This window comes from Natrinema salsiterrestre (assembly GCF_029502005.1).
GTDB lineage: Archaea > Halobacteriota > Halobacteria > Halobacteriales > Natrialbaceae > Natrinema > Natrinema salsiterrestre.
This window is the reverse complement of record NZ_JAMQOT010000003.1, coordinates 481,222-500,221: the sequence shown is the minus strand read 5'-3', so window position 1 is coordinate 500,221 and position 19,000 is coordinate 481,222. Positions and strand designations below refer to the sequence as shown.

Annotated in this window: 18 protein-coding genes and 2 pseudogenes; 10 read left to right on the top strand and 10 right to left on the bottom strand. The window is 64.9% G+C overall.

Annotation, left to right across the window (positions count from 1 at the left end; all coding sequences use genetic code 11):
* Together NDI89_RS11930 and NDI89_RS11925 are read left to right on the top strand one after the other, a co-directional pair.
* Positions 1-119 (top strand): integrase core domain-containing protein (locus NDI89_RS11930; protein ID WP_277521295.1); only part of this gene is annotated, 119 nt, incomplete at its 5' end.
* 7 nt (positions 120-126) lie between these two features.
* Positions 127-1,140: pseudogene (locus tag NDI89_RS11925) on the top strand (RNA-guided endonuclease InsQ/TnpB family protein); the annotation flags it as partial.
* 44 nt (positions 1,141-1,184) lie between these two features.
* Here NDI89_RS11925 and NDI89_RS11920 read toward each other — a convergent pair.
* On the bottom strand, positions 1,185-1,523 hold the full coding sequence (locus NDI89_RS11920; protein WP_277521827.1) for a 2Fe-2S iron-sulfur cluster binding domain-containing protein: 339 nt from the start codon (positions 1,521-1,523) through the stop codon (positions 1,185-1,187).
* 181 nt (positions 1,524-1,704) lie between these two features.
* Positions 1,705-2,577, bottom strand: coding sequence for a UbiA family prenyltransferase (locus tag NDI89_RS11915; RefSeq protein WP_277521826.1), 873 nt, complete (start codon positions 2,575-2,577; stop codon positions 1,705-1,707).
* Positions 2,578-2,951: 374 nt separating this feature from the next.
* Between NDI89_RS11915 and sucC the strand changes: the two genes are divergently transcribed.
* Together sucC and sucD are read left to right on the top strand one after the other, a co-directional pair.
* Positions 2,952-4,103, top strand: a complete 1,152-nt coding sequence (gene sucC / locus NDI89_RS11910; RefSeq protein ID WP_277521825.1) for an ADP-forming succinate--CoA ligase subunit beta — start codon at positions 2,952-2,954, stop codon at positions 4,101-4,103.
* Complete coding sequence (gene sucD / locus NDI89_RS11905) at positions 4,100-4,972, top strand: succinate--CoA ligase subunit alpha (RefSeq protein WP_226006974.1); 873 nt, start codon at positions 4,100-4,102, stop codon at positions 4,970-4,972. The genes sucC and sucD overlap by 4 nt, the downstream gene beginning before the upstream one ends.
* A 459-nt stretch (positions 4,973-5,431) precedes the next feature.
* Here sucD and NDI89_RS11900 read toward each other — a convergent pair whose 3' ends face one another.
* Positions 5,432-6,259, bottom strand: coding sequence for a prolipoprotein diacylglyceryl transferase (locus NDI89_RS11900; protein WP_277521824.1), 828 nt, complete (start codon positions 6,257-6,259; stop codon positions 5,432-5,434).
* Positions 6,260-6,516: 257 nt separating this feature from the next.
* Positions 6,517-7,416, bottom strand: a complete 900-nt coding sequence (locus tag NDI89_RS11895) for a haloalkane dehalogenase (RefSeq protein WP_277521823.1) — start codon at positions 7,414-7,416, stop codon at positions 6,517-6,519.
* A 205-nt stretch (positions 7,417-7,621) separates the two neighbouring features.
* Between NDI89_RS11895 and bioB the strand changes: the two genes are divergently transcribed.
* From bioB to bioD, 4 genes are all read left to right on the top strand, one after another.
* Positions 7,622-8,728, top strand: a complete 1,107-nt coding sequence (gene bioB, locus NDI89_RS11890) for a biotin synthase BioB (RefSeq protein ID WP_277521822.1) — start codon at positions 7,622-7,624, stop codon at positions 8,726-8,728.
* A 21-nt stretch (positions 8,729-8,749) separates the two neighbouring features.
* Positions 8,750-9,808, top strand: coding sequence for a (S)-8-amino-7-oxononanoate synthase BioU (gene bioU, locus NDI89_RS11885; protein ID WP_277521821.1), 1,059 nt, complete (start codon positions 8,750-8,752; stop codon positions 9,806-9,808).
* A 166-nt stretch (positions 9,809-9,974) separates the two neighbouring features.
* The gene (locus NDI89_RS11880; RefSeq protein ID WP_277521820.1) at positions 9,975-11,198 is read left to right on the top strand and encodes an aminotransferase class I/II-fold pyridoxal phosphate-dependent enzyme; all 1,224 of its coding nucleotides are present in this window, start codon (positions 9,975-9,977) and stop codon (positions 11,196-11,198) included.
* Entirely contained in the window at positions 11,195-11,899 is a 705-nt protein-coding gene (gene bioD / locus NDI89_RS11875; protein ID WP_277521819.1) for a dethiobiotin synthase, read from the top strand. Before NDI89_RS11880 ends, bioD begins: the two co-directional genes overlap by 4 nt.
* Before the next feature lie 14 nt (positions 11,900-11,913).
* Here the strand turns inward: bioD and NDI89_RS11870 are convergent, their stop codons facing one another.
* The 5 genes and pseudogenes from NDI89_RS11870 to NDI89_RS11850 all read right to left on the bottom strand — a co-directional run.
* A complete protein-coding gene (locus NDI89_RS11870; RefSeq protein WP_277521818.1) occupies positions 11,914-12,114 on the bottom strand; it encodes a hypothetical protein in 201 nt (66 codons plus the stop codon).
* Between the two features lie 165 nt (positions 12,115-12,279).
* Positions 12,280-13,785: a replication factor C large subunit gene (locus NDI89_RS11865; protein WP_277521817.1), complete on the bottom strand. Its 1,506-nt coding sequence runs from the start codon at positions 13,783-13,785 to the stop codon at positions 12,280-12,282.
* Between the two features lie 43 nt (positions 13,786-13,828).
* Entirely contained in the window at positions 13,829-14,203 is a 375-nt protein-coding gene (locus NDI89_RS11860; protein ID WP_277521816.1) for a type II toxin-antitoxin system VapC family toxin, read from the bottom strand.
* Entirely contained in the window at positions 14,204-14,434 is a 231-nt protein-coding gene (locus NDI89_RS11855; protein WP_277521815.1) for an AbrB/MazE/SpoVT family DNA-binding domain-containing protein, read from the bottom strand. It lies immediately after the preceding gene.
* A 208-nt stretch (positions 14,435-14,642) separates the two neighbouring features.
* Positions 14,643-14,842: pseudogene (locus NDI89_RS11850) on the bottom strand (hypothetical protein); the annotation flags it as partial.
* Between the two features lie 146 nt (positions 14,843-14,988).
* Between NDI89_RS11850 and NDI89_RS11845 the strand changes: the two are divergent.
* Positions 14,989-16,503, top strand: coding sequence for a glutamate-cysteine ligase family protein (locus NDI89_RS11845; RefSeq protein ID WP_277521814.1), 1,515 nt, complete (start codon positions 14,989-14,991; stop codon positions 16,501-16,503).
* Between the two features lie 50 nt (positions 16,504-16,553).
* Here NDI89_RS11845 and NDI89_RS11840 read toward each other — a convergent pair whose 3' ends face one another.
* Positions 16,554-17,912 (bottom strand): hemolysin family protein, encoded by a 1,359-nt coding sequence (locus NDI89_RS11840; protein ID WP_277521813.1) that lies wholly within the window; start codon positions 17,910-17,912, stop codon positions 16,554-16,556.
* A 292-nt stretch (positions 17,913-18,204) separates the two neighbouring features.
* On the opposite strand from NDI89_RS11840, the gene NDI89_RS11835 reads away from it, so the two are divergent.
* On the top strand, positions 18,205-18,966 hold the full coding sequence (locus tag NDI89_RS11835) for a competence/damage-inducible protein A (protein WP_277521812.1): 762 nt from the start codon (positions 18,205-18,207) through the stop codon (positions 18,964-18,966).
* Positions 18,967-19,000: the final 34 nt, after the last annotated feature.

Below are 19,000 nucleotides of genomic sequence, written 5' to 3'. Positions count from 1 at the left end.
CGTGGGTGGGCAGTCGGGTGAGCGTCAGAGAATGGCTTGAACAGTTCATACACTACTACAACACACAACGACCGCACCAATCACTTAACGAACAGACGCCAGCGGAGGTGCTAAACTAGACAGTGCCAAGAAGACGGACGCATCCTCCGTACGTACGTTCGCAACGACCAGTACACTATCAAGTTCGGGAAACGCTCCCGGCTCGAACTCCCCATCGGTTCCGAACTCAAAGACGAACTCGGATTGAATCGGAACCAACGCCTTCGCGTTGAGGTTGCGGGTGACCCGAAGTGGCACGGCGAGCAGAACCGGCTCGAAATCGTGTACGACGAACTCACGGACACGTTCAGGGCTTATCAACCAGTCACCATCGACGATTCTCGACTGGATTCACCACTGGCCTCCGAAGAGGCCGCTCTGGACGTGGGAGCGAACAACCTCGTCGCCTGCACTGTTTCGACCGGCTCTCAGTATCTGTACGGAGGACGCGACCTGTTCGAGGAGTTCTGGTCAACCACAGAGCGAATTGCGTACTATCAGTCGCTCCTCGAAGACCAGCGCAAGTCAAGCAACCGCATCGACCGATTGTACCGCAAGCGAACAAATCGGCGTGACCACGCCCAAGACGCGCTCGTCCGCGACCTCGTGGAACGTCTCTACGACGAGGGCGTCTCAACGTTGTACGTCGGGGCCATCAAGGGGGTTCTCGATACGCACTGGTCGCCGCGTGTGAACGAGAAGACGCACAACTTCTGGGCGTACCGTCGGTTCATCAATCGCCTCGAATGCGTCTGTGAAGAGTACGGCATAACGGTCGAAGAGGAATCCGAAGCGTGGACGAGCCAAACGTGTCCGGAATGCGGAGAACGCGAGGACACGGTTCGCCACGGAAACTCGTTGACGTGTCCGTGCGGGTTCGAAGGGCACGCTGACCTCGTGGCATCGGAATCGTTCCTGAGACGGCAGAATAGTGGAGTAAGGCCGATGGCACGGCCCGTGTACCTCAAGTGGACCAATCACAACTGGCGGGAAGACCATAGCCCGCCCTCTATCGCGGTGGAGACAACAGCCAACGAGGAATACACAAACCAAAGTACCGCTACACGCGAGAATATCGCTCTCGGGGACTCAGACAACTGAGACTCCCACGAGAGGAATCCCACGACTTCAGTCGTGGGTGGATGTCAATCCGTAGACAGCCGGGGAAGAACCTGTCCCCAGACGTGCTTGTCCAGGAGCCCGACCGTCATCGGCTCCTCGACCTCGATACAACAGGAGAGCCGCGGGTAGCCAAAGCGGACGGCCGCGGCGTCGTGCCAGTGGGTCGGCTCCGGCGCGGGATCGACCTCGACGGTGCAGGTCGAGCACAACCCTCGACCGCCGCAGTTGGCGTACTGCGAAACGGTTCCGTAGACCGCGAAGTCGTGCTCGAGCAGCGCATCTCGGAGGACCGTCCCGGGTTCGACCTCGACAGTCGTTTCATCGCCCCCATCGACGACTGTCACTGGAATTCGCTCGTTCATAGCCGTCAGTACGACCTCGGTCCACGTGGTTCTGCCGGGAGAATCGGGTCCGGTCTCCCACCGGGAGTCCGCTCGTCACCACGCGCCACCGGTCCTCGTTTCGGGCGTCCGATTCGGCGCTGACTGGTGCGGTCGCACACTTCTCCGCTTTTTCCGTGGGATCCGTCCCGATCGTCTCCAGTCACCAGACCGCCCACTCGAGGGCCACCACGACGGCGGCGAGGAAGACGTGCTCGCCGTCGACGACGAACCCGTAGTACAGCGGGCCGCGGTCGGGGGTGGCGAAGGGGATGTAGGCGGCGACGTAGGCGTTCATCGCGAGCACGGCGAGGAACCGGCGCGGTATCGCGCCGCTGCCGACGATGGCGATGACCCCTGCGGCGACTGCGACGGTCGCCAGCAGCGACGGAACGCGAGTCCATCGCGGCCCGAAGAGGTTGGGAACCGTCGGGATCCCCTCCGCGCGGTCACCTTCGATGTCCTTCACGTCGAAGATCACTGCAGCGATGGTGAGCATTATCGTGATGTAGACGAAGAGAAACAGGATCTCCGGCGAGCGCAGCTGGCCGTAGTAGTAGCCGACGCCGAGCGGGATCGCGCCCCAGGCGAAGCCGACGACGAGGTTCTTCACGAGGAAGACCCGCTTGACCCCGCCGACGGAGTAGAGGAACACGACCACGAGCGGGAGGAGCATGTAGATCGCGCCGGAGACCTCGAGCGCGACGGCGGCCGCGACCGCAGCGACGTAGAACCCGACGCCGACCGCCAGCCAGAGTCGGCCGTAGCGCTTCGTAAACGCCGCGCGCTGGGGGACGTTCCGTTCGTCTTCCTCGAGATCGGTGAACCGGTTGACGGTGTAGACGAACATCGTCGCCGCGAAGACGATGAAAAAGGGGAGGGGTTCGATCGGGAGGTTCGCGAGGAGGACGGTCGTGAGGGCGACGCTGACGGTCGCCAGCGAGATGAAGAGGTTGCTGTGAACCAGAACCCGAAGGCCGGCCTTGAGGGACGATACCCAACTCGGCGTTCGGCGCGTTGCGGTGGGGGTTCTCACGACGAGTCGGCCTCGTGTGAGTCGTTAGGACAGCCGACGTTTGAATGCTGTGTCGAGGGTTCCCTGCCCGTTCGGTCGGTCGCCACACGGGATCCGTTCCGGAACTACGAGTTCGATCGGAACCCGTGCTCGAGGGTCGGTTCCGGAACTCCGCTGCCAGCGGAGAATCGACAACTCGTAGCGGTATTTCGGAGCCAACTCCGGACGTGCGGGTAGATCACACCCGCGTTCAGTTGAAAACCCACACAAAGAAGGGGCGAAGGAAAACGGTACGGCGGTGACGAACCCGGTGTAGTTCATGCGCGTCGATGGAATCCCGTGGCGAGTGGAAACTGGCAGGATTTAAGCAAGGTCGGCACGGCCGTTCGAATGGAATGAAATTGCACGAGTATCAGGCGAAGAGCGTCTTCGCCGAGGCCGGGATTCCGACGCCGGATTCGGAGCTCGCGTCCGACGTCGACGGCGTCGTCGCCGCGGCCGAGGAGATCGGGTATCCAGTAGCGGTGAAAGCGCAGGTACAGGTCGGCGGCCGCGGGAAGGCCGGCGGGATCAAACTCGTCGAGGACGCGGACGAGGCCCGAGACGCGGCCGAGTCGATCCTCGGCATGGATCTGAAGGGCTATCACGTCGATCGGGTCCTCGTCGAGGAAGCGGTCGACTTCGTGAACGAACTCTACGTGGGCATCACGATGGACCGCGGCGAGGGCAAGCCCGTCGCGATGGTCTCGACCAAAGGGGGCGTCAACATCGAGGAGGTCGCCGAGGAAGACCCCGACGCGATCGCCCGCGAACACATCGACCCCTCCTTCGGGATGCATCCCTACCAGGCCCGGAAGGCGGTCTACGACGCCGGCGTCGACCAGTCGGTCGCGCGCGACGTCTCGAGCGTCCTCACCACGCTCTACCAGCTCTGGGACGACAAGGACGGCGCGGACGCCGAGATCAACCCGCTGATGGTCACGGCGGACGACGAGGTCATCGCGGCCGACGCCGTGATGAACATCGACGAGGACGCGCTGTTCCGACAGCCCGAACTCGCCGAGATGGAAGAGGAGGCCGCCGGCGGCGACGAACTCGAGCAGAAGGCCGACGAGTACGGCTTCGACTACGTCCGACTCGACGGCAACGTCGGCATCATCGGCAACGGTGCCGGGCTCGTGATGACGACGCTCGACCTGGTCGACTACTACGGCGGCGAACCCGCCAACTTCCTCGACGTGGGCGGCGGCGCGAAGGCCGCCCGCATCGCGAACGCGCTCGACATGGTGTTCTCCGACGACAACGTCGACAGCGTCGTCTTCAACATCTTCGGCGGGATCACGCGCGGCGACGAGGTCGCCCGCGGGATCAACGAGGCGCTCGAGCAGTTCGACGAGATCCCCAAGCCGGTCGTCGTCCGGCTCGCCGGCACGAACTGGGAGGAAGGCATGGAGATTCTGAACGAGGACCTCGTGACGGTCGAACAGACCCTCGAGGACGCGGTCCAGCGTGCAGTCGAGTACGCTGGGGAGGTGAACGACCAATGAGCGTACTAGTCGACGAGGACACGCGCGTCGTGGTACAGGGCATCACCGGCGGGGAAGGCAAGTTCCACGCCGAACAGATGATGGAGTACGGCACCAACGTCGTCGCCGGCGCGGTCCCCGGCAAGGGCGGGCAGGAAGTCAGCGGCGTTCCCGTCTACGACACGGTCCACGAAGCGGTCGACGAGGAGAACGCCGATACGTCCGTGATCTTCGTTCCGCCGGCGTTCGCCGGCGACGCGGTCTTCGAATCGCTCGACTCCGATCTCGACCTCGCGGTCGCGATTACCGAGGGCATTCCGACCCAGGACATGGCGCGCGTCAACAAGCGCCTCTCCGAGACGGACACGCGACTCATCGGTCCGAACTGTCCCGGCCTCATCACACCCGGCGAGGCCAAACTGGGCATTCTCCCCGGCAACATCTTCGCCGAGGGGAACGTCGGTCTGGTCTCCCGCTCGGGCACCCTGACCTACCAGGTCGTCGACAGCCTGACGAACCGCGGTATCGGCCAGACCACCGCGATCGGTATCGGCGGCGACCCGATCATCGGCACCGACTTCGTCGACGCCCTCGAGCTGTTCGAGGACGACCCCGACACCGACGCCATCGTCATGTGCGGCGAGATCGGCGGCGAGGACGAGGAGGAAGCGGCTGCGTTCATCGACGACTACGTCGACACGCCGGTCGCCGGCTTCATCGCGGGCCGCACCGCCCCACCGGGCAAGCGCATGGGCCACGCCGGTGCGATCGTCTCCGGCTCCGGGACCGGAACCGCCGAAAGCAAGATCTCGGCGCTCAACGACGCCGGCGTCCCCGTCGGCGACACGCCCGAGGAAGTCGCCGACCACATCGAAGAGTTCCTGTCGTAACTCACTCGAGCGAACTCCCGGGCCGCGCCTGACCGGCCTGTATCGCTCGTTCGGATTGCGGATTCGGCTACTATCAGTCAGTCGCCGTTCGGAGACTGTCTTTTGAACCTGTCTCGAGAGGCCCGATGCCGTCAGTCGCTCGCACTACGATTAGGACCGTAGCCGTCGCGTTTCGTCGTATGTCAGTCCACATCGAGTGCGATGCGTGTGGGCGGGAGCATTCGATTCCGGACCGGCCGGACGATTCGGAAGCGGGTGGAACACACTGTCCCGACTGCGGTGCGAAATCGTTCACGGTCCGTCGGTCGGGACTCGGGTGGCATCCCGCCCCGTGATAGCGGGATCCGCATCGGAAAGCGAACAGCGACCGTCAGGAAATCCGGGCTGAGACGTGCGTCGCAACCGATGCACCGTCGGGCTCGAGTGCCGCGGAACGGTCGATGCGATCGAAGGTAGCCGTCAGAACAACCCGGTGACGGCCGCCCAGAGTCGGCCGAAGAACCCGGGCGATTCGGTGTCGTTTGTCGTGGAGTCGCCGTCGTCCGCGTCGTCGGTTTCGGTAGCGTGCGAATCAGTCTCGACGGTCGAATCCGTCTCGTTCTCCCGGGTCGAAACGGCGATACTCGAGTTCGAGGGTGCCGTCTCCTCCGTGTAGGTATCGGACGACGGGCGCTCGTCCGGTTCGGAGTCGGTCTCGGCGAGGCGATCGGCGATTTCGTCGACGGCTCCGGCATCGCCGTCGGCGTTTCGAACGGTCGCGTCCGCCGACGTCGCCGGGTCCGTCTCGGCGGTCGGCGGCTCCTCGTCGACAGTCCCGTTCGGTTCGTCCGATGCGGGATTCGCGTCGGGCTCCTGGGGTTCCTCCGAGACGGTACGCTCGTCGGACTCGTCCGTTTCGATCCACAGGAACTGCTGGTCTTTCGTTCGGCCCGTGAGAAGGAGGTCCTCGAGTTCGTCGTCGTCGGCCAACAAATCGTCGTGAACTGCCGTCTCCCGCTCGGGGTCGGGCTCGTCCGCGCTCGCGATGATGTCGTCCGGACTGTCGTCCGCGAGAACGTCGTCTGCGCCGCCGTCGTCCGTCACGTCGGCCCGGAGTTGGTCGAAGACGTCGGCCGCCGTCCTGTCCTCGACGTTATCGGTCTCCTCCTCGGCGGCGTCCCCGTCCGTCGATTCGGTCCAGCGGTTCTCCCCCGAATCGCCGTCTTCGAGCTCCCCGAACAGCTCGTCGACGCTCGCGCCCGCATCGAACGCGGTGTCGCCCGGATTGTCGATCGTGCTATCTGTCATAAACCCGTTCACGTCTAGATCATAATCACGCGTCTTTAATTTTTGGAATTTTGCCAGTCGCGATTGATGAGATATGTGACGTATTAGTGTAGTGGCCGTTAGCTGGGATCGACGAGACCGGAAGTTGACGACTGCGTAACGAACCGCTCTCGGAGAGAACGATCGGCAAAATCTCGGTTCGCCGGGAAACGGGACGCCGCGATAGCCGGTTCGGTCGGGTTCGCTCCGCGAGTCGAAACCGGTTCGAGCCGGTCGAGTCAGGTCCGATCGACGAACTCGACGATGTGCTCGGCGATCGCCTCGCCGGCGTCTTCCTGCAGGAAGTGTGCGGCCTCGTCGATCCAGACGTCGGGTTGCTCGCTCGCGGTCGGGATGAGTCCCCGCAGCGGATCGCGGTTGTCGGCCGTGATCGGATCGTTCTTTGCGAACAGGACGAACGCGGGTTTCTCCCACTCTGCGAGCCGATCCTGTGCGTCCGCGAACAGTTCGGACCCGGGGTCGTCGGGCGATTGCGGCACCAGCCCCGGGAAGGTGCGGGCGCCGGCCATGTACCGTTCGTCCGGAAACGGCGCGCGGTAGGCGTCGATCTCGTCCTCGGAGAGGTCCCGGTAACAGCCGTTCGCGACGAGCTCCCCGATGTCGAGGTCCTCGGCGGTCGCCACCATCTCGGCGAACGCGTGCCAGGTGTCGCTCATCTCCTGCGTCCCGTCGGGGAGGCCGGTGTTCATCGGGACGAGCCGGGCGAACCGCTCGGGCTGGTTGGCCGCGAGCGACAGTCCGAGCAGGCCACCCCAGTCCTGGCAGACGAGGGTGATATTCGTCAACTCGAGTTCCTCGACGAACGTCCGAAGGGCGTCGTAGTGCATGTCGACGGTGTACTCGTCACGGTCTTCGTACCTGTCGGATCGCCCGCAGCCGATCAGGTCCGGAACGACCACGCGGCCCCGTTCGGCGAGCGTTGGCATCATCTTCCGGTAGAGGAACGACCAGGTCGGTTCGCCGTGCAGGCAGAGGAACGTCTCCTCGTCTTCGGTGGGACTCCCGTCGCCGCCAGTCTCCACGTACGCCATCCGCAGGTCACCGAGGTCGACGTACTGCGGCTCGTAGTCGAAATCCGGCACGTCCTCGAAACGATCCTCCGGTACGCTGACAGTCATACGGCATGATACCGCGTGCCACTATTCAAAGGTTGGGGAACCGAGGGAAACTCCCTTCTCGTGGAAAACGATCGGACGCGACCGGCGAGCTGCGTCTCTCGCATGCTGGGCCACGAGAACGGCGGCTCGCGACCGACCCTCGAGAACGGTTCAGTCGACGAGACCATCCAAAAACATTATATTCTCGTTAACCGATTCTGTAAATGTGGTTTACGAGACTGGAAACGAAACGGTCGACGACGCGCTCGAGCGGGTGATGGCCGGCGAGACGCTCGATCGGACCGACGGGCTGGCGCTGATGGCCCAGCCGGTCGAGGCGCTCGCGGAGGCAGGGGCCGCCGTGCGCGATCACTTCGGCGACGGCACGGTCGACGCCTGCTCGATCGTCAACGCGAAGGCGGGGAACTGCGCAGAGGACTGCGGGTTCTGCGCGCAGTCGGTCCACTTCGACACCGGCATCGACACCCACGGCTTCCTCGGTCCCGAGAAGATCCTCGAGGCCGCAAAGCGCGCCGAGCGGGACGGCGCTCAGCGATTCGGCATCGTCGTGGCCGAGAAGGGCGTCTCGAAGGAACACCGGCCCGAGGAGTGGGCGGAGGTCCTCGAGTCGATCCGACGGGTTCGCGACGAGTGCGATCTCGAGGTCGACGCCTCCCTCGGAATCCTCACCGAGGAGGAGGCCGCGATCCTCGCCGAGGAGGGGATCAATCACTACAATCACAACATCGAGACCTCGCCGAACTATTTCCCCGAGATCGTGGGGAGCCACAGCTTCGAGGATCGCGTGGAGACCCTCGAGGTGGCCAAGGAGGCCGGCATGGACCTCTGTGCGGGCGTCATCCTCGGCATGGGCGAGACGCCGACCGATCGCGTCGAGGCCGCGATCGCCCTGCAGGACATCGGCGTCTCCTCGCTGCCGGTCAACGTCCTCAATCCCGTCGCGGGGACGCCGCTAGCCGAGGAGGGCGTCGACATCACGACCGAGGAGATCGTCGAGACCGTCGCGGTGTACAAACTGCTCCACCCCGACTCGCGTGTCCGCCTGACGGGCGGCCGCGAGGTGAATCTGGAACCCGACGAGCAGCACCTGCCGCTCGAGGCCGGCGCGGACGGCATCCTCACCGGCGACTACCTCACGACGGAGGGCCAATCGCCCGGCGACGACATCGAAATTATCGAGCGCGCGGGCCTCGAGCCGAACACGGATGCCAACGACTTCGATCCCGAGGAGGTCAAGGCCCGCCACAGCGGCGCTGCGGAGTCGTCGACCGACGGGACGGCGAGTACGGGTGCGGAACCGAGCGACGACTAACCACGCGAATCTGACAATACCATGAACGAAATCACGTTTGCGGTACTCGGAACCGGCGGTATCGGCCGACGAGCACTCGAAGTGAGCCAGCACAAGGACGCGTTGACGCCCGTCGCGGCGTGTGACCGCCACGGCGTCGCCGTCGACTTCGACGGCCTCGACGTCGACGAACTGCTCGCCGCGACGGAGGGCAATATCGATAATGAGGTCGCTACCGACGGGGGAACAGCTACTGCTGATGCTGAAGGCGGCGTCAAACAACACGGCGAGGAGCGAGGCGTCGTCGCCTCGAGCCAGGCCCGTCGCAGCGGGGATCCGATCCAAGAAATAATCGACCACGGCGACCGGATCGACGCGGTCTTGCTCGCGCTGCCGAACTACGAGCACGACTTCATTCCGCGGACCGCCGACCGCTTCGCTGAGGGTGATTACTCCGGCGTCATGATCGACGTGCTCAAGCGCTCGCGCGTGATCGACATGCTCGACGATCGCAGCGAGAGCTTCGAGGACGCCGGCATCACCTTCGTCTGCGGTGCGGGCGCGACGCCCGGGCTGCTCACCGGTGCGGCGGCGCTGGCAGCCCAGTCGTTCGTCGAGGTCACCGACGTCGACATCTGGTGGGGCGTCGGCCTCAAGTCCGGCTACGAGGACAACCGCGGCACCGTCCGCGAGGACATCGCCCACCTCCCCGAGTACGACATCGAGACCGCCCGCGACCTCTCCGAAGACGAGATCGAGGACGTCATCGACGACCACGACGGCGTCATCGAGTTCGAGGACATGGAACACGCCGACGACGTCCTGCTCGAGCGGGCCGGCATCTGCGACGCCGAGGACGTCGAGGTCGGTGGCATCCTCGACGTACGTAACGACGAGAAGCCGACGACGACCACGGTTCGCGTGACCGGACGGACCTTCGACGGCGAGACGGCGACGAACACCTTCCGGCTCGGCGACGAGACGAGCATGGAGGCCAACGTCAACGGCCCCGCACTGGGCTACCTGAAAGCCGGCGTCCGACGGAACCGGGCCGGCGAATACGGCGTCTTCGGACCGGCCGATCTGATGCCCGGCTTCTGATCCGCGATCCGAATCGTCCAGATCTGTCTTCGATGAAAGACACACGACCACGCCCGAGACCGTGGCGTATCGACCGGCTCGAGCGATGAGCGAGCCGAGCCAGCCGATTCAACCGAGCGACCGGAATCGTGAGAATCAAACCGTGGCGCTGAGTCCGTTTAGCCGAATGGCCGATCGCGGGTTCGATCTCGAAGACCGACTCGAGACGCTCGAGGAAACCGACTTGAAACGCGCGCTGTCGCCGGTCGATCGGGTCGCCGAGCGCGGCTACTTCGGCGAGCCCTCTGGCGGCGATCTGCCGGTCCTCGAGACAGCCGAGGCGCTGGTGTTCGCCTCGAACAACTATCTGGGGCTGACCGACGACCAGCGAGTGCAGGACGCGGCCCGACAGGCCGCTGCGACGGTCGGCACGGGTGCGGGAGCGAGTCGTCTCGTCACCGGCGATACGATGGTCCACCGGGACCTGGAACGACTCCTCGCCGAGGTCAAGGGCACCGAGCGCGCGCTGGCGTTCTCCTCTGGCTACGCCGCGAACGTCGGCACGATCGCGGCGCTCGAGCCGGACGTCGTCTTCTCCGACGAACTGAACCACGCGAGCATCATCGACGGCTGCCGGCTCGCGGATGCCGAGACCGCGGTCTACGACCACTGTGACGCCGCGAGCTTGCGCTCGCAACTCGAGGAACGCGCCCGAACGGCTACGCGAGACGGTCGGGACCCGGCCGACGAATCGTGGTTGATCGTCACCGATTCGGTGTTCAGCATGGACGGCACCGTCGCGCCGCTGGAGGCGATCTGTGACGCGGCCGAGTCGTTCGGTGCGTGGGTGATGGTCGACGAGGCCCACGCGACCGGACTGTACGCGAACGGCGGCGGCGTCGTCCAAGCCGAGGGGCTCGAGGACCGGGTTCAGATACAGATGGGGACGCTCTCGAAGGCGCTGGCGAGTCAAGGCGGGTACGTCGCCGGGAGCGCTGCCCTGATCGAGTGTCTGGTCAACGACGCGCGCTCGTTCGTCTTCTCGACCGGCCTCGCGCCGCCGGCCGCCGCGGCCGCGAGCGAGGCGCTCCACGTCGCCCGCCACAGCGGTGCCCGGGAACAGCTCTGGGAGAACGTCGCTCACCTCCGCGACGGGCTCGAGTCGATGGGATTCGAGGTACTGGGCGAGTCCCAGATCCTCCCGGTTCTCGTGGGCGACCGGACGGACACGATCGACCTCGCCGAGGGCATCCGGGAGCGCGACGTCGTCGCGCCGGCGATCCGACCGCCGACCGTTCCGGAGGGAACCAGCCGCATCCGCGTCGCCCCGATGGCGACGCACGATGAGGACGACATCATCACCTGTCTCGAGGCGTTCAGCGCGGCCGGCGAGGAGGTGGGACTGCTGTGAGCGGGCGGCAGCCGATCGCCGTCGTCGGCACCGGAACTGGCGTCGGAAAGACGGTTATCACGGCGGGGCTCACGCGCCTGCTCCGCGAGGCCGGTCACGACGCGCGGGCGATCAAGCCGGCCCAGACCGGTCACCCGCCGGACGACGACGCCGGGTTCGTCGCCGCGGCCTGCGAGGACCCCGACGCCGCGACCTGTCCGCGCTATCTCGAGCCGGCGCTGGCACCGCGGGTCGCGGCGGAGATCGCGGACGAGAATCTCGAGTACGGGGCGATCCGTGCTGCCTGCGAACGCGAGATCGAGTCGACGCCGGTCCCGATCGTCGAGGGGATCGGCGGCCTTCGAGTGCCGCTGGCCGGTGACCGCGAAGTGATCGACCTCGTCGTGGACCTCGAAGCCGCGGCGGTGGTCGTCACGCGGGCCGGACTGGGGACGCTCAACCACACCGCACTGACGGTCGACGCGCTCGAAGCTCGCGGCATCGACGTCTGCGGGATCGTCGTCAACGAGTACGCGGGCGAGACGGTGGCCGAACGGACCAATCCAGACGAACTCGAGCGTATGACGGGTCACGGGGTCGAGACGGTACCACCGCTCGACGATCGCGGGGGAGATATCGATCCGCCAGAACTCGCTGCCGGGGTCGTCGATGCACTGTCACCGGCGTTTCGCGACCGGCTCCCGATAGAACTCTCTCGGTAACGCCGCGTGATTACTCAGGCCGACGGGGCCGTTCGTTCGTCCTCGGCCGTCGTCTCGCGGCCGGACGAAATATCGACTTCGGGTACCGCCGCGTCGAGGTCGATGAGGTAAGAGACCACTTCCGACTTCCGGTGTTCCACCTCGAGGTGGACGCAGAGCGCGTTGCGGTCGTCGTACGGTTCCGTGCAGAGCGGGCAGCTGTGGGCGTCTGTCATTCGGCCGGTCACCGTGTGACACTCTCACCGCTCATCGACGTAATAGTGTCGGTCAATTTATATATGACGTATCACCGATGAATAAAACCGGATCATCGCCACTCGACCGGATTCACCGCTCGTTCGGACCGCGACTGTACCGATCGAGCGGCGGCGAGTAGCCGCTCAGAAGAAGTCGTTCAGCCCTGACTGATCGTCGTCCGGTTCGTCGGCTGTCGATGTGTCGTCCGACTCGGGCTCCGAGGTCCCTTCGCCGTCAGCGTCCGTGGAAGCGAGCGTCTGTTGAGCGTTCGAGTCTCCAGCGCTGTCGCCATCGTTAGTATCGGCACTCCCGTCGTCGCCGTCCGCGCTCGAGCGGTCGGCCTCGAAGAAGGCGTTGCCCGAGTGCTCGACCGCTCGCTCGGTTTTGCGCTCCTCGGCGTCCGCCACGATCGACTGGACCTTGTTGGTGTCCTTCCCGCTGCCAGTGACGAAGGAGACCTCGGATTCGTCGAGGTCGTACGCCGCGGCCATGCGGACGGTCAGGTCGCGGTTCTTGCAGTGGTGGGTCATCGCCGAGAGGAAGGGGAGGATCTCCCGGCGGGCCGTGGCGACGCTCGCGCCCTCCCGTTCGGCGATGCGCTCGGCGATCGAATCGCGGGTGTTTCGCGTCCCCTTGGTGCGGCCCAGTTTCGACCAGTAGCTCGGCGGGCCGTATCGCGTCCACCCGCCCTTGTCGCCCCGCCGCGAGGCGGCGACCCCGGCGGTCATGTTGTCCGTCGCGTACCGCCAGTAGGAATAGTCCTGCGTGGCCCGAACGCGGCCCAGCCAGCGGTCGGCGTTCGAGAGGAACTCGTACGCGTCGGCCAGTTCGGCCCCCTCGTAGTCCTTCGGGACGTTGTCCTCGATCCAGTTGAGCAGGTCGTCGGGCGTCTCGTCGACGTCGTAGGACGCTCGCAGCGCGCCCTCGGCGTCTTCCTCCTTGATGAGCGCGTCGAGGAAATCGAAGATCCCCTCGGTGGTGTCGCGCTCGCTCGTCACGACGTCGTCGACGGTCAATCGCTCGGCTTCCTCCGCGACCGCCTGCAGGTCATTGACCGCCGAACGCAGGTCGCCGCTCGTCGACTCGGCGATCTTCTCGAGCGCCTCGTCCTCGAACTCGACGCCCTCGCGACGGCAGATGTCGCGCAGCACGGGAACGATCGACCGCTTCGAGACGTCCCGGAATTCGATGGTCTCGCAGGCGTTGCGCAGTGACTGGCTCATGTCGTAGAACTCGTTGGCCACGAGGACGATCGGCTGGTTCGCGTCCTTGACGACGCGGGTGACCTCCCGCGAGCCGCCGTAGTCGGCGTTCCCGTGGAAGTTGTCCGCCTCGTCCAGGATGACGAGCCGGCGGCCCGCTTCGCCGGCGGTGAGCGTCCCGCTCTTCGCGGCTTCGCCGGCGATCTTCTCGATGACGTCGGCTCCCCGGCTGTCGCTGGCGTTGAGTTCCATGACGGGCCACCCCATATCGTTCGCCAGCGCGTGGGCGGCGGAGGTCTTCCCGACGCCCGGGCTGCCGTGGACGATCACCGACTTCCGGTGGTCGTCCCAGCTCTCGGCCCACTCCTCGAGTTGGTCGCGGGCCTTGTTGTTGCCGCGCACCTCCGACAGCGTCGTCGGGCGGTACGTCTCCGTCCAGTCGGTCATTGGACACTGGTTGGGACGAGTCGCGTTTAGTGGTTGCGGAGCGTTACTCCTCGTCGACGGACTTCAGATCAAGCCGGGACGTCACGTCCTCGTATGTATCGTCGCTCGAGACGATGGTATCTCCATTGGATTCGACGAGGTGAAGCGCGTCGAACGGTGTGAAACCGTGGTCTTCCACATACGTCGCCGCCGTAACGACCGTCTCCGCGTCGTCGCACACTTCGACGAGGTTAGCGGCGTTCGAAATGACACGTTCGGTATCACGTTCCTCGCGGTAGGCGACCAGCAGAAGTTCGATGAGCGTGAACTGTGATGTCCACAACTCGTCGCGATGCTCTCGATACACCGACTCGGCGGCGTCTCCGAGCCAGTCGTCGTCCTTAATCAGTGCGAGGAGAAAATCGGTTTCTGCATACATCTATCGTCCGGCCTCGTCGAGCGCTGCGTCACGCCCTTCTTTACGAAGTTCGTCCGCCGACTTTTCAACGTCCGCGAATTCGTCCCTGAGCGCCTCGAGCGGATCGTCGGCGACCGGAACCAATTTAACTCCGTCTGGAAGCTGAACGACGTGATATCGGTCCCCGTATCGTTCTCGGATCTCTTTCGGGAGCGTGAGACGACCGCGGTCGTCCAGCGCTACGTCTGACATATCTTGGTGTACGGTGGGCGAAAGTAAAAATGTTCCCCGATATGCAGAGATACCCATTCTATCTCCACTGGTCGGAATTCGTCTCCGCATCGACGAGCGAACGACGAGACAGATTCGACGTTCTCAGTACATCGTATTTCCCGGACTTCTCCGTCCAGTTGGTCACTGGTTGGAGCGAGTCTCGTTTAGTGGTTGCGAACGTCACTCCTCAGGTACTATCGTCAGGTCGAGGTGCAGTATCCTCGTACGTATCGTCGCTGGAGACGATAGTATCACCGCGGCCTCGACGAGGGGGAAGGCGTCAAACGGTGTGAATCCGTGGTCTTCGACGTGCGCTGCAGTAGCGACACCCGTATCGATGTCGCCACGTACGCCGACGAGAGTAGCGGCGTTCGTGACGATCCGCTCCCTGTGTGGGCGAGAAAGAATTATTCCCCACTTTCGATCATGTGCCCACTAGCTGCTCGTCGGATCGACTGTCTACTTGGGACTTGCCACTCTGAACGACAGTTCCGCACCGCACTTCTAAGCGACTGGATCGCCTTGATTCACCAATGGCGGAGTTCATCGACCTCGTCGCGCGCTCGCTCCGCGAGGAGACGCGCAGCGAGTTCGATCGCCGCGTCGACGAGCAGGCCGCCCGTCTCACCGACGCCCTCCAGACGGGGCGTCTCGACAGCCCCGGGTTCGGTCTCGGAATCGAACTCGAGGCCTACGCGGTCGACGACAAAAACCGGCTGGCTCGCGTTCCCGACAGCGTGTTCGACGGACACTGTGACAGGGAGCTTGGGGAACATAACGTCGAGCTCCACACCGATCCGACGCCGTTCGACGACGATGGCATCGCCGCACAGGCGGCGTCGCTCCGGCAGGATTATCGGACCGCACAGCAAGCGGCGGCGCGGGACGGACTCGAGATCGTCCTCGATTCGATGTGGACGATTCCGCCGCGGGAGGGTAGTGACGACTACCTGGGAGCCGTTCGCGAGAGCGAGGGGCTGTCGATCGCCGAGAACATGACGTCGTCGCCGCGCTACTGTGCGATCGACAACGCCGTCCTGGGGCGGACCGGGGGGTCGATTCCGCTCTCGGTTCCCGGCGTCGACCGGCGGTTTCCGTCGCTCCTGTTCGAATCCCTCGCGAGTTCGATACAGCCACACCTCCAGGTTCCCGACGCCGAGGCGTTTCCGCGCTACTACAACACCGCCCTGGGGACGCTCGGCCCGGTCCTCGCGCTGGCGACGAACTCGCCGCTGCTCCCGCCGGACCTGTACGCGATCGACGATCCGTCCGACGTGCTCGAGGAGACGCATCACGAACTCCGCATTCCGGTGTTCGAACAGTCCATCAATCGAGCCTGGGAGAAAGTCCGGTTTCCCGACGAGATCGGGAGCGCGGCCGATACCGTCGACCGGCTCGTCGCCGATCCGACGTGTGCGCCGTTCCTCCGCGAGTGGCTGCGAGACGACGACCGCGAGACCTTCGCGGATCAGTTCTGGGAACTCGATCACAAGCGGGGGACCTACTGGCGGTGGCTTCGCGCCGTCATCGGCGGCCAGCCGGTCGATCGGGGCGACCGCTGGTCGATTCGCATCGAATATCGTCCCCTCCCCACGCAACCGACTATCCGAGAAACCATCGGACTCCAGTGTCTTGTCGTCGGGCTCGTCCGCGGACTGTGTGTCGCCGACCATCCGCTCGAGACCCTCGACCGAGACGCCGCCGAACGGAGCTTCTACAGCGCGGTCGAAGACGGTCTCGAGGCCGACCTCGCGTGGATCACGGCCGACGGCGACCGGACGACCGACTCGAGCGTAATCTACGGAGAACTCTTCGAATACGCACGCCGCGGGCTCCGCGAGCAGGGCGTTTCGTCGGAGACTATGGAGGAGTATCTCGCACCGCTCGAGACGCGCTGGACCGACCGGACGACACCGAGTCGATGGAAACTCGATCGCGTCGCCGATCGCCTCGATGCCGGCAAAGAGTTTGACGAATCCGTCCGCGAGATGCAGAGCGAGTACATCGCTCGAGCGAAGACCGAGGAGCCGCTTACGCAGTGGACCTGAACCCGGTCACCGAGCGGTCGATTCCCTCTCGAGAGTACGACTCGCAACGATCAATCCGACGACTCCTCGGCCTCCGGAACGCTCTCGCTGACGATCACGCTCGAGATCCGCGTTCCGTCCACGTCGTCGACGGTGAGCTCGTAGCCGTCGGCCTCGATCGAGTCGCCGACTTCGGGGACGCGGCCGAGGCGGCTCAGCACGAGACCCGCAATCGTGTCGTACGCGTCGGCTTCGAACGTCGTCCCGAGGGCGTCGTTGACGTCCCCCAGCGGGACGCCACCGTCTACGGCGTATCGACCGTCGGGGAGTTCGTCGACGGTCGGTTCCATCTCAGCCACGTCGAACTCGTCTTGAATCTCGCCGACGACCACCTCGATGACGTCCTCGATCGTCAGGATCCCCTCGAAGGCACCCCACTCGTCGATGACGACCGCCATCTGGACGTTCTGTCGGCGGAACTCGGTGAGGATCTCGTCGACCCGGCGCGTCTCGGGCACGATGAGAACGTCTCGAGCGAGGTCGCGTGCGATCGGCTCGGTCGCTTCTTCGCCGTCCTCGCGTGCGGTTTCGATGGCCTGAAGCACGTCCTTCGCGTGAACGAAGCCGATGACGGGATCGTCGGACTCCTCGTCGACGACGGGGAACCGCGTGTAGTTCCCGTTGGCGGCAACGCCGCGGAGCTCGGAGAGGGGCATTCCCGCCCTGACGGTGACGACGTCGGGCCGAGGGATCATGACCTCGCGAGCGACCGTGTCGCCGAGATCGAAGATCGCTTCGATCATCTCGACTTCGTCCATGTCGACCGCACCCTGTCGGCCCGACTGCGAGACGATTCGCAGGATCTCCTCCTGGCTGTGGCTCTCGTCGCGCTCGGACGCCGGTGCGACGCCGATGAGCCGAGTGAAGAAGTTCGCCGTCCCGTTGAAGACGACGATTCCGGGGATGAAAATATAGTAGAAGAACTTCATCGGCGCGGCGACGAGCAGCGCGATCCGCTCGGCATCGGCGATGGCGAGGGTCTTGGGTGCGAGCTCCCCGAAGACGACGTGCAGAAAGGTGATGATACTGAACCCGATCGCGATGGAGACCAGGTGAAGCGTTCCCGCGGGAAGCACCGGCCCCAGGACGGGCTCGAGCAGCGAGGCGATAGCCGGTTCGCCGACCCACCCCAGCCCCAGTGATGCGATCGTGATACCCAGCTGGGTCGTCGCGAGGTAGTCGTCCAAGTTCTCCTCGGCCTCCTGAACGAGCTTCGCCGACGACCGGCCCTCGTCGACGAGCGTCTGAATCTGTGTCGGCCGGATCCGGACGTACGCGAACTCCGCGGCGACGAAGAACCCGTTCAGGAAGACCAGGAAGAAGGCGAAGAGGAGCCGCCCGAACGAGAACGCGAGGTCCGCCGCTACCATCGTCGCCTCCGCGACTGTGGTGAGCGTCCCGACATCGGCGGTTTCCGGGCGGAGTCACTCACTGTTCTACGGCGGGTTCGATCGTCCATCGCGTCCGAATCGATGGGACGGTCCGTATCGCTCGGCGACGGGACGACTGCGATGTCGCCGTCGCCCGTGTCAACGACCATACGAGGAGTTCGCACACCGCTCACAAAACCGTGGCGCTGGCGCTCGCTCGAACGGGTCCGTCCGCCGTCGATTGCCGACATGATCCCGGAGCGAATAACTTCCCGGCCCACCAAGGCGGGCTATGAACGTCGCGATCGTCACCGTCGGCGACGAGATACTCGCAGGGTCGACGACCAACACCAACGCGTCGTGGCTCGCCGAGCGGATCACCGAACGCGGCAGTAGCGTCGCTCGCATCCTGACGATTCCCGACGACCGCGCACTCATCGCCGACTACGTCGCCCGGTGGAGCGACGAGTTCGACGCCGTGATCGTCACCGGCGGCATCGGCGGCACTCCCGACGACGTGACCGTCGAAGCCGTCGCCGACGGCCTCGAGCGCGAGTTCGTTGTCCACGGCGAGATTCGCGAGCGGCTGGTCGAGAAGGCGGCCGCATTCCGGGACGAAAACCCTGAGATGGTCGAGGAGTACGACCTCCAGCTCGACATCGACGCCGCGGCCTCGATCCCCGAAGGAGCGACGCCCATCGTCGTCGACGAGGGGTGGGCCCCGGGCTGTATCGTCGAGAACGTCTACGTCTTCGCCGGCATCCCCGACGAGATGCGAGCGATGTTCGAGGCGGTCGCGGACGAGTTTCAGGGCGAGGCGGTCGCCCGAACCCTGTACACGCCGGCCCCGGAGGGATCGCTGTACGACGCGCTCGAGGGCGTCACCGAACGGTTCGACGTCTCCGTCGGGAGTTATCCGCGAAGCGAGAACCGACCGGGTCGGCTCCGGGTCTCGAGTACCGATCCGGAGACGGTCGACGCGGCGATCGGGTGGCTCCGGGAGCATGTCGAGACGACCGAACCGCCCTCGGAGCGTGGCGGGTCGGCGGAGTAGCTGTTATCGTCTGCCGATCTTCGCCAGTTGACTG

Excerpts from the sequence above, each read along its gene's own strand:
- NDI89_RS11920 (WP_277521827.1), bottom strand. The coding sequence starts at position 1,523 with ATGAACGAGCGAATTCCAGTGACAGTCGTCGATGGGGGCGATGAAACG.
- sucC (WP_277521825.1), top strand. The coding sequence starts at position 2,952 with ATGAAATTGCACGAGTATCAGGCGAAGAGCGTCTTCGCCGAGGCCGGG.
- sucD (WP_226006974.1), top strand. The coding sequence starts at position 4,100 with ATGAGCGTACTAGTCGACGAGGACACGCGCGTCGTGGTACAGGGCATC.
- NDI89_RS11900 (WP_277521824.1), bottom strand. The coding sequence starts at position 6,259 with ATGACAGATAGCACGATCGACAATCCGGGCGACACCGCGTTCGATGCG.
- NDI89_RS11895 (WP_277521823.1), bottom strand. The coding sequence starts at position 7,416 with ATGACTGTCAGCGTACCGGAGGATCGTTTCGAGGACGTGCCGGATTTC.
- bioU (WP_277521821.1), top strand. The coding sequence starts at position 8,750 with ATGAACGAAATCACGTTTGCGGTACTCGGAACCGGCGGTATCGGCCGA.
- NDI89_RS11880 (WP_277521820.1), top strand. The coding sequence starts at position 9,975 with ATGGCCGATCGCGGGTTCGATCTCGAAGACCGACTCGAGACGCTCGAG.
- NDI89_RS11870 (WP_277521818.1), bottom strand. The coding sequence starts at position 12,114 with ATGACAGACGCCCACAGCTGCCCGCTCTGCACGGAACCGTACGACGAC.
- NDI89_RS11865 (WP_277521817.1), bottom strand. The coding sequence starts at position 13,785 with ATGACCGACTGGACGGAGACGTACCGCCCGACGACGCTGTCGGAGGTG.
- NDI89_RS11860 (WP_277521816.1), bottom strand. The coding sequence starts at position 14,203 with ATGTATGCAGAAACCGATTTTCTCCTCGCACTGATTAAGGACGACGAC.
- NDI89_RS11855 (WP_277521815.1), bottom strand. The coding sequence starts at position 14,434 with ATGTCAGACGTAGCGCTGGACGACCGCGGTCGTCTCACGCTCCCGAAA.
- NDI89_RS11845 (WP_277521814.1), top strand. The coding sequence starts at position 14,989 with ATGGCGGAGTTCATCGACCTCGTCGCGCGCTCGCTCCGCGAGGAGACG.
- NDI89_RS11840 (WP_277521813.1), bottom strand. The coding sequence starts at position 17,912 with ATGGTAGCGGCGGACCTCGCGTTCTCGTTCGGGCGGCTCCTCTTCGCC.
- NDI89_RS11835 (WP_277521812.1), top strand. The coding sequence starts at position 18,205 with ATGAACGTCGCGATCGTCACCGTCGGCGACGAGATACTCGCAGGGTCG.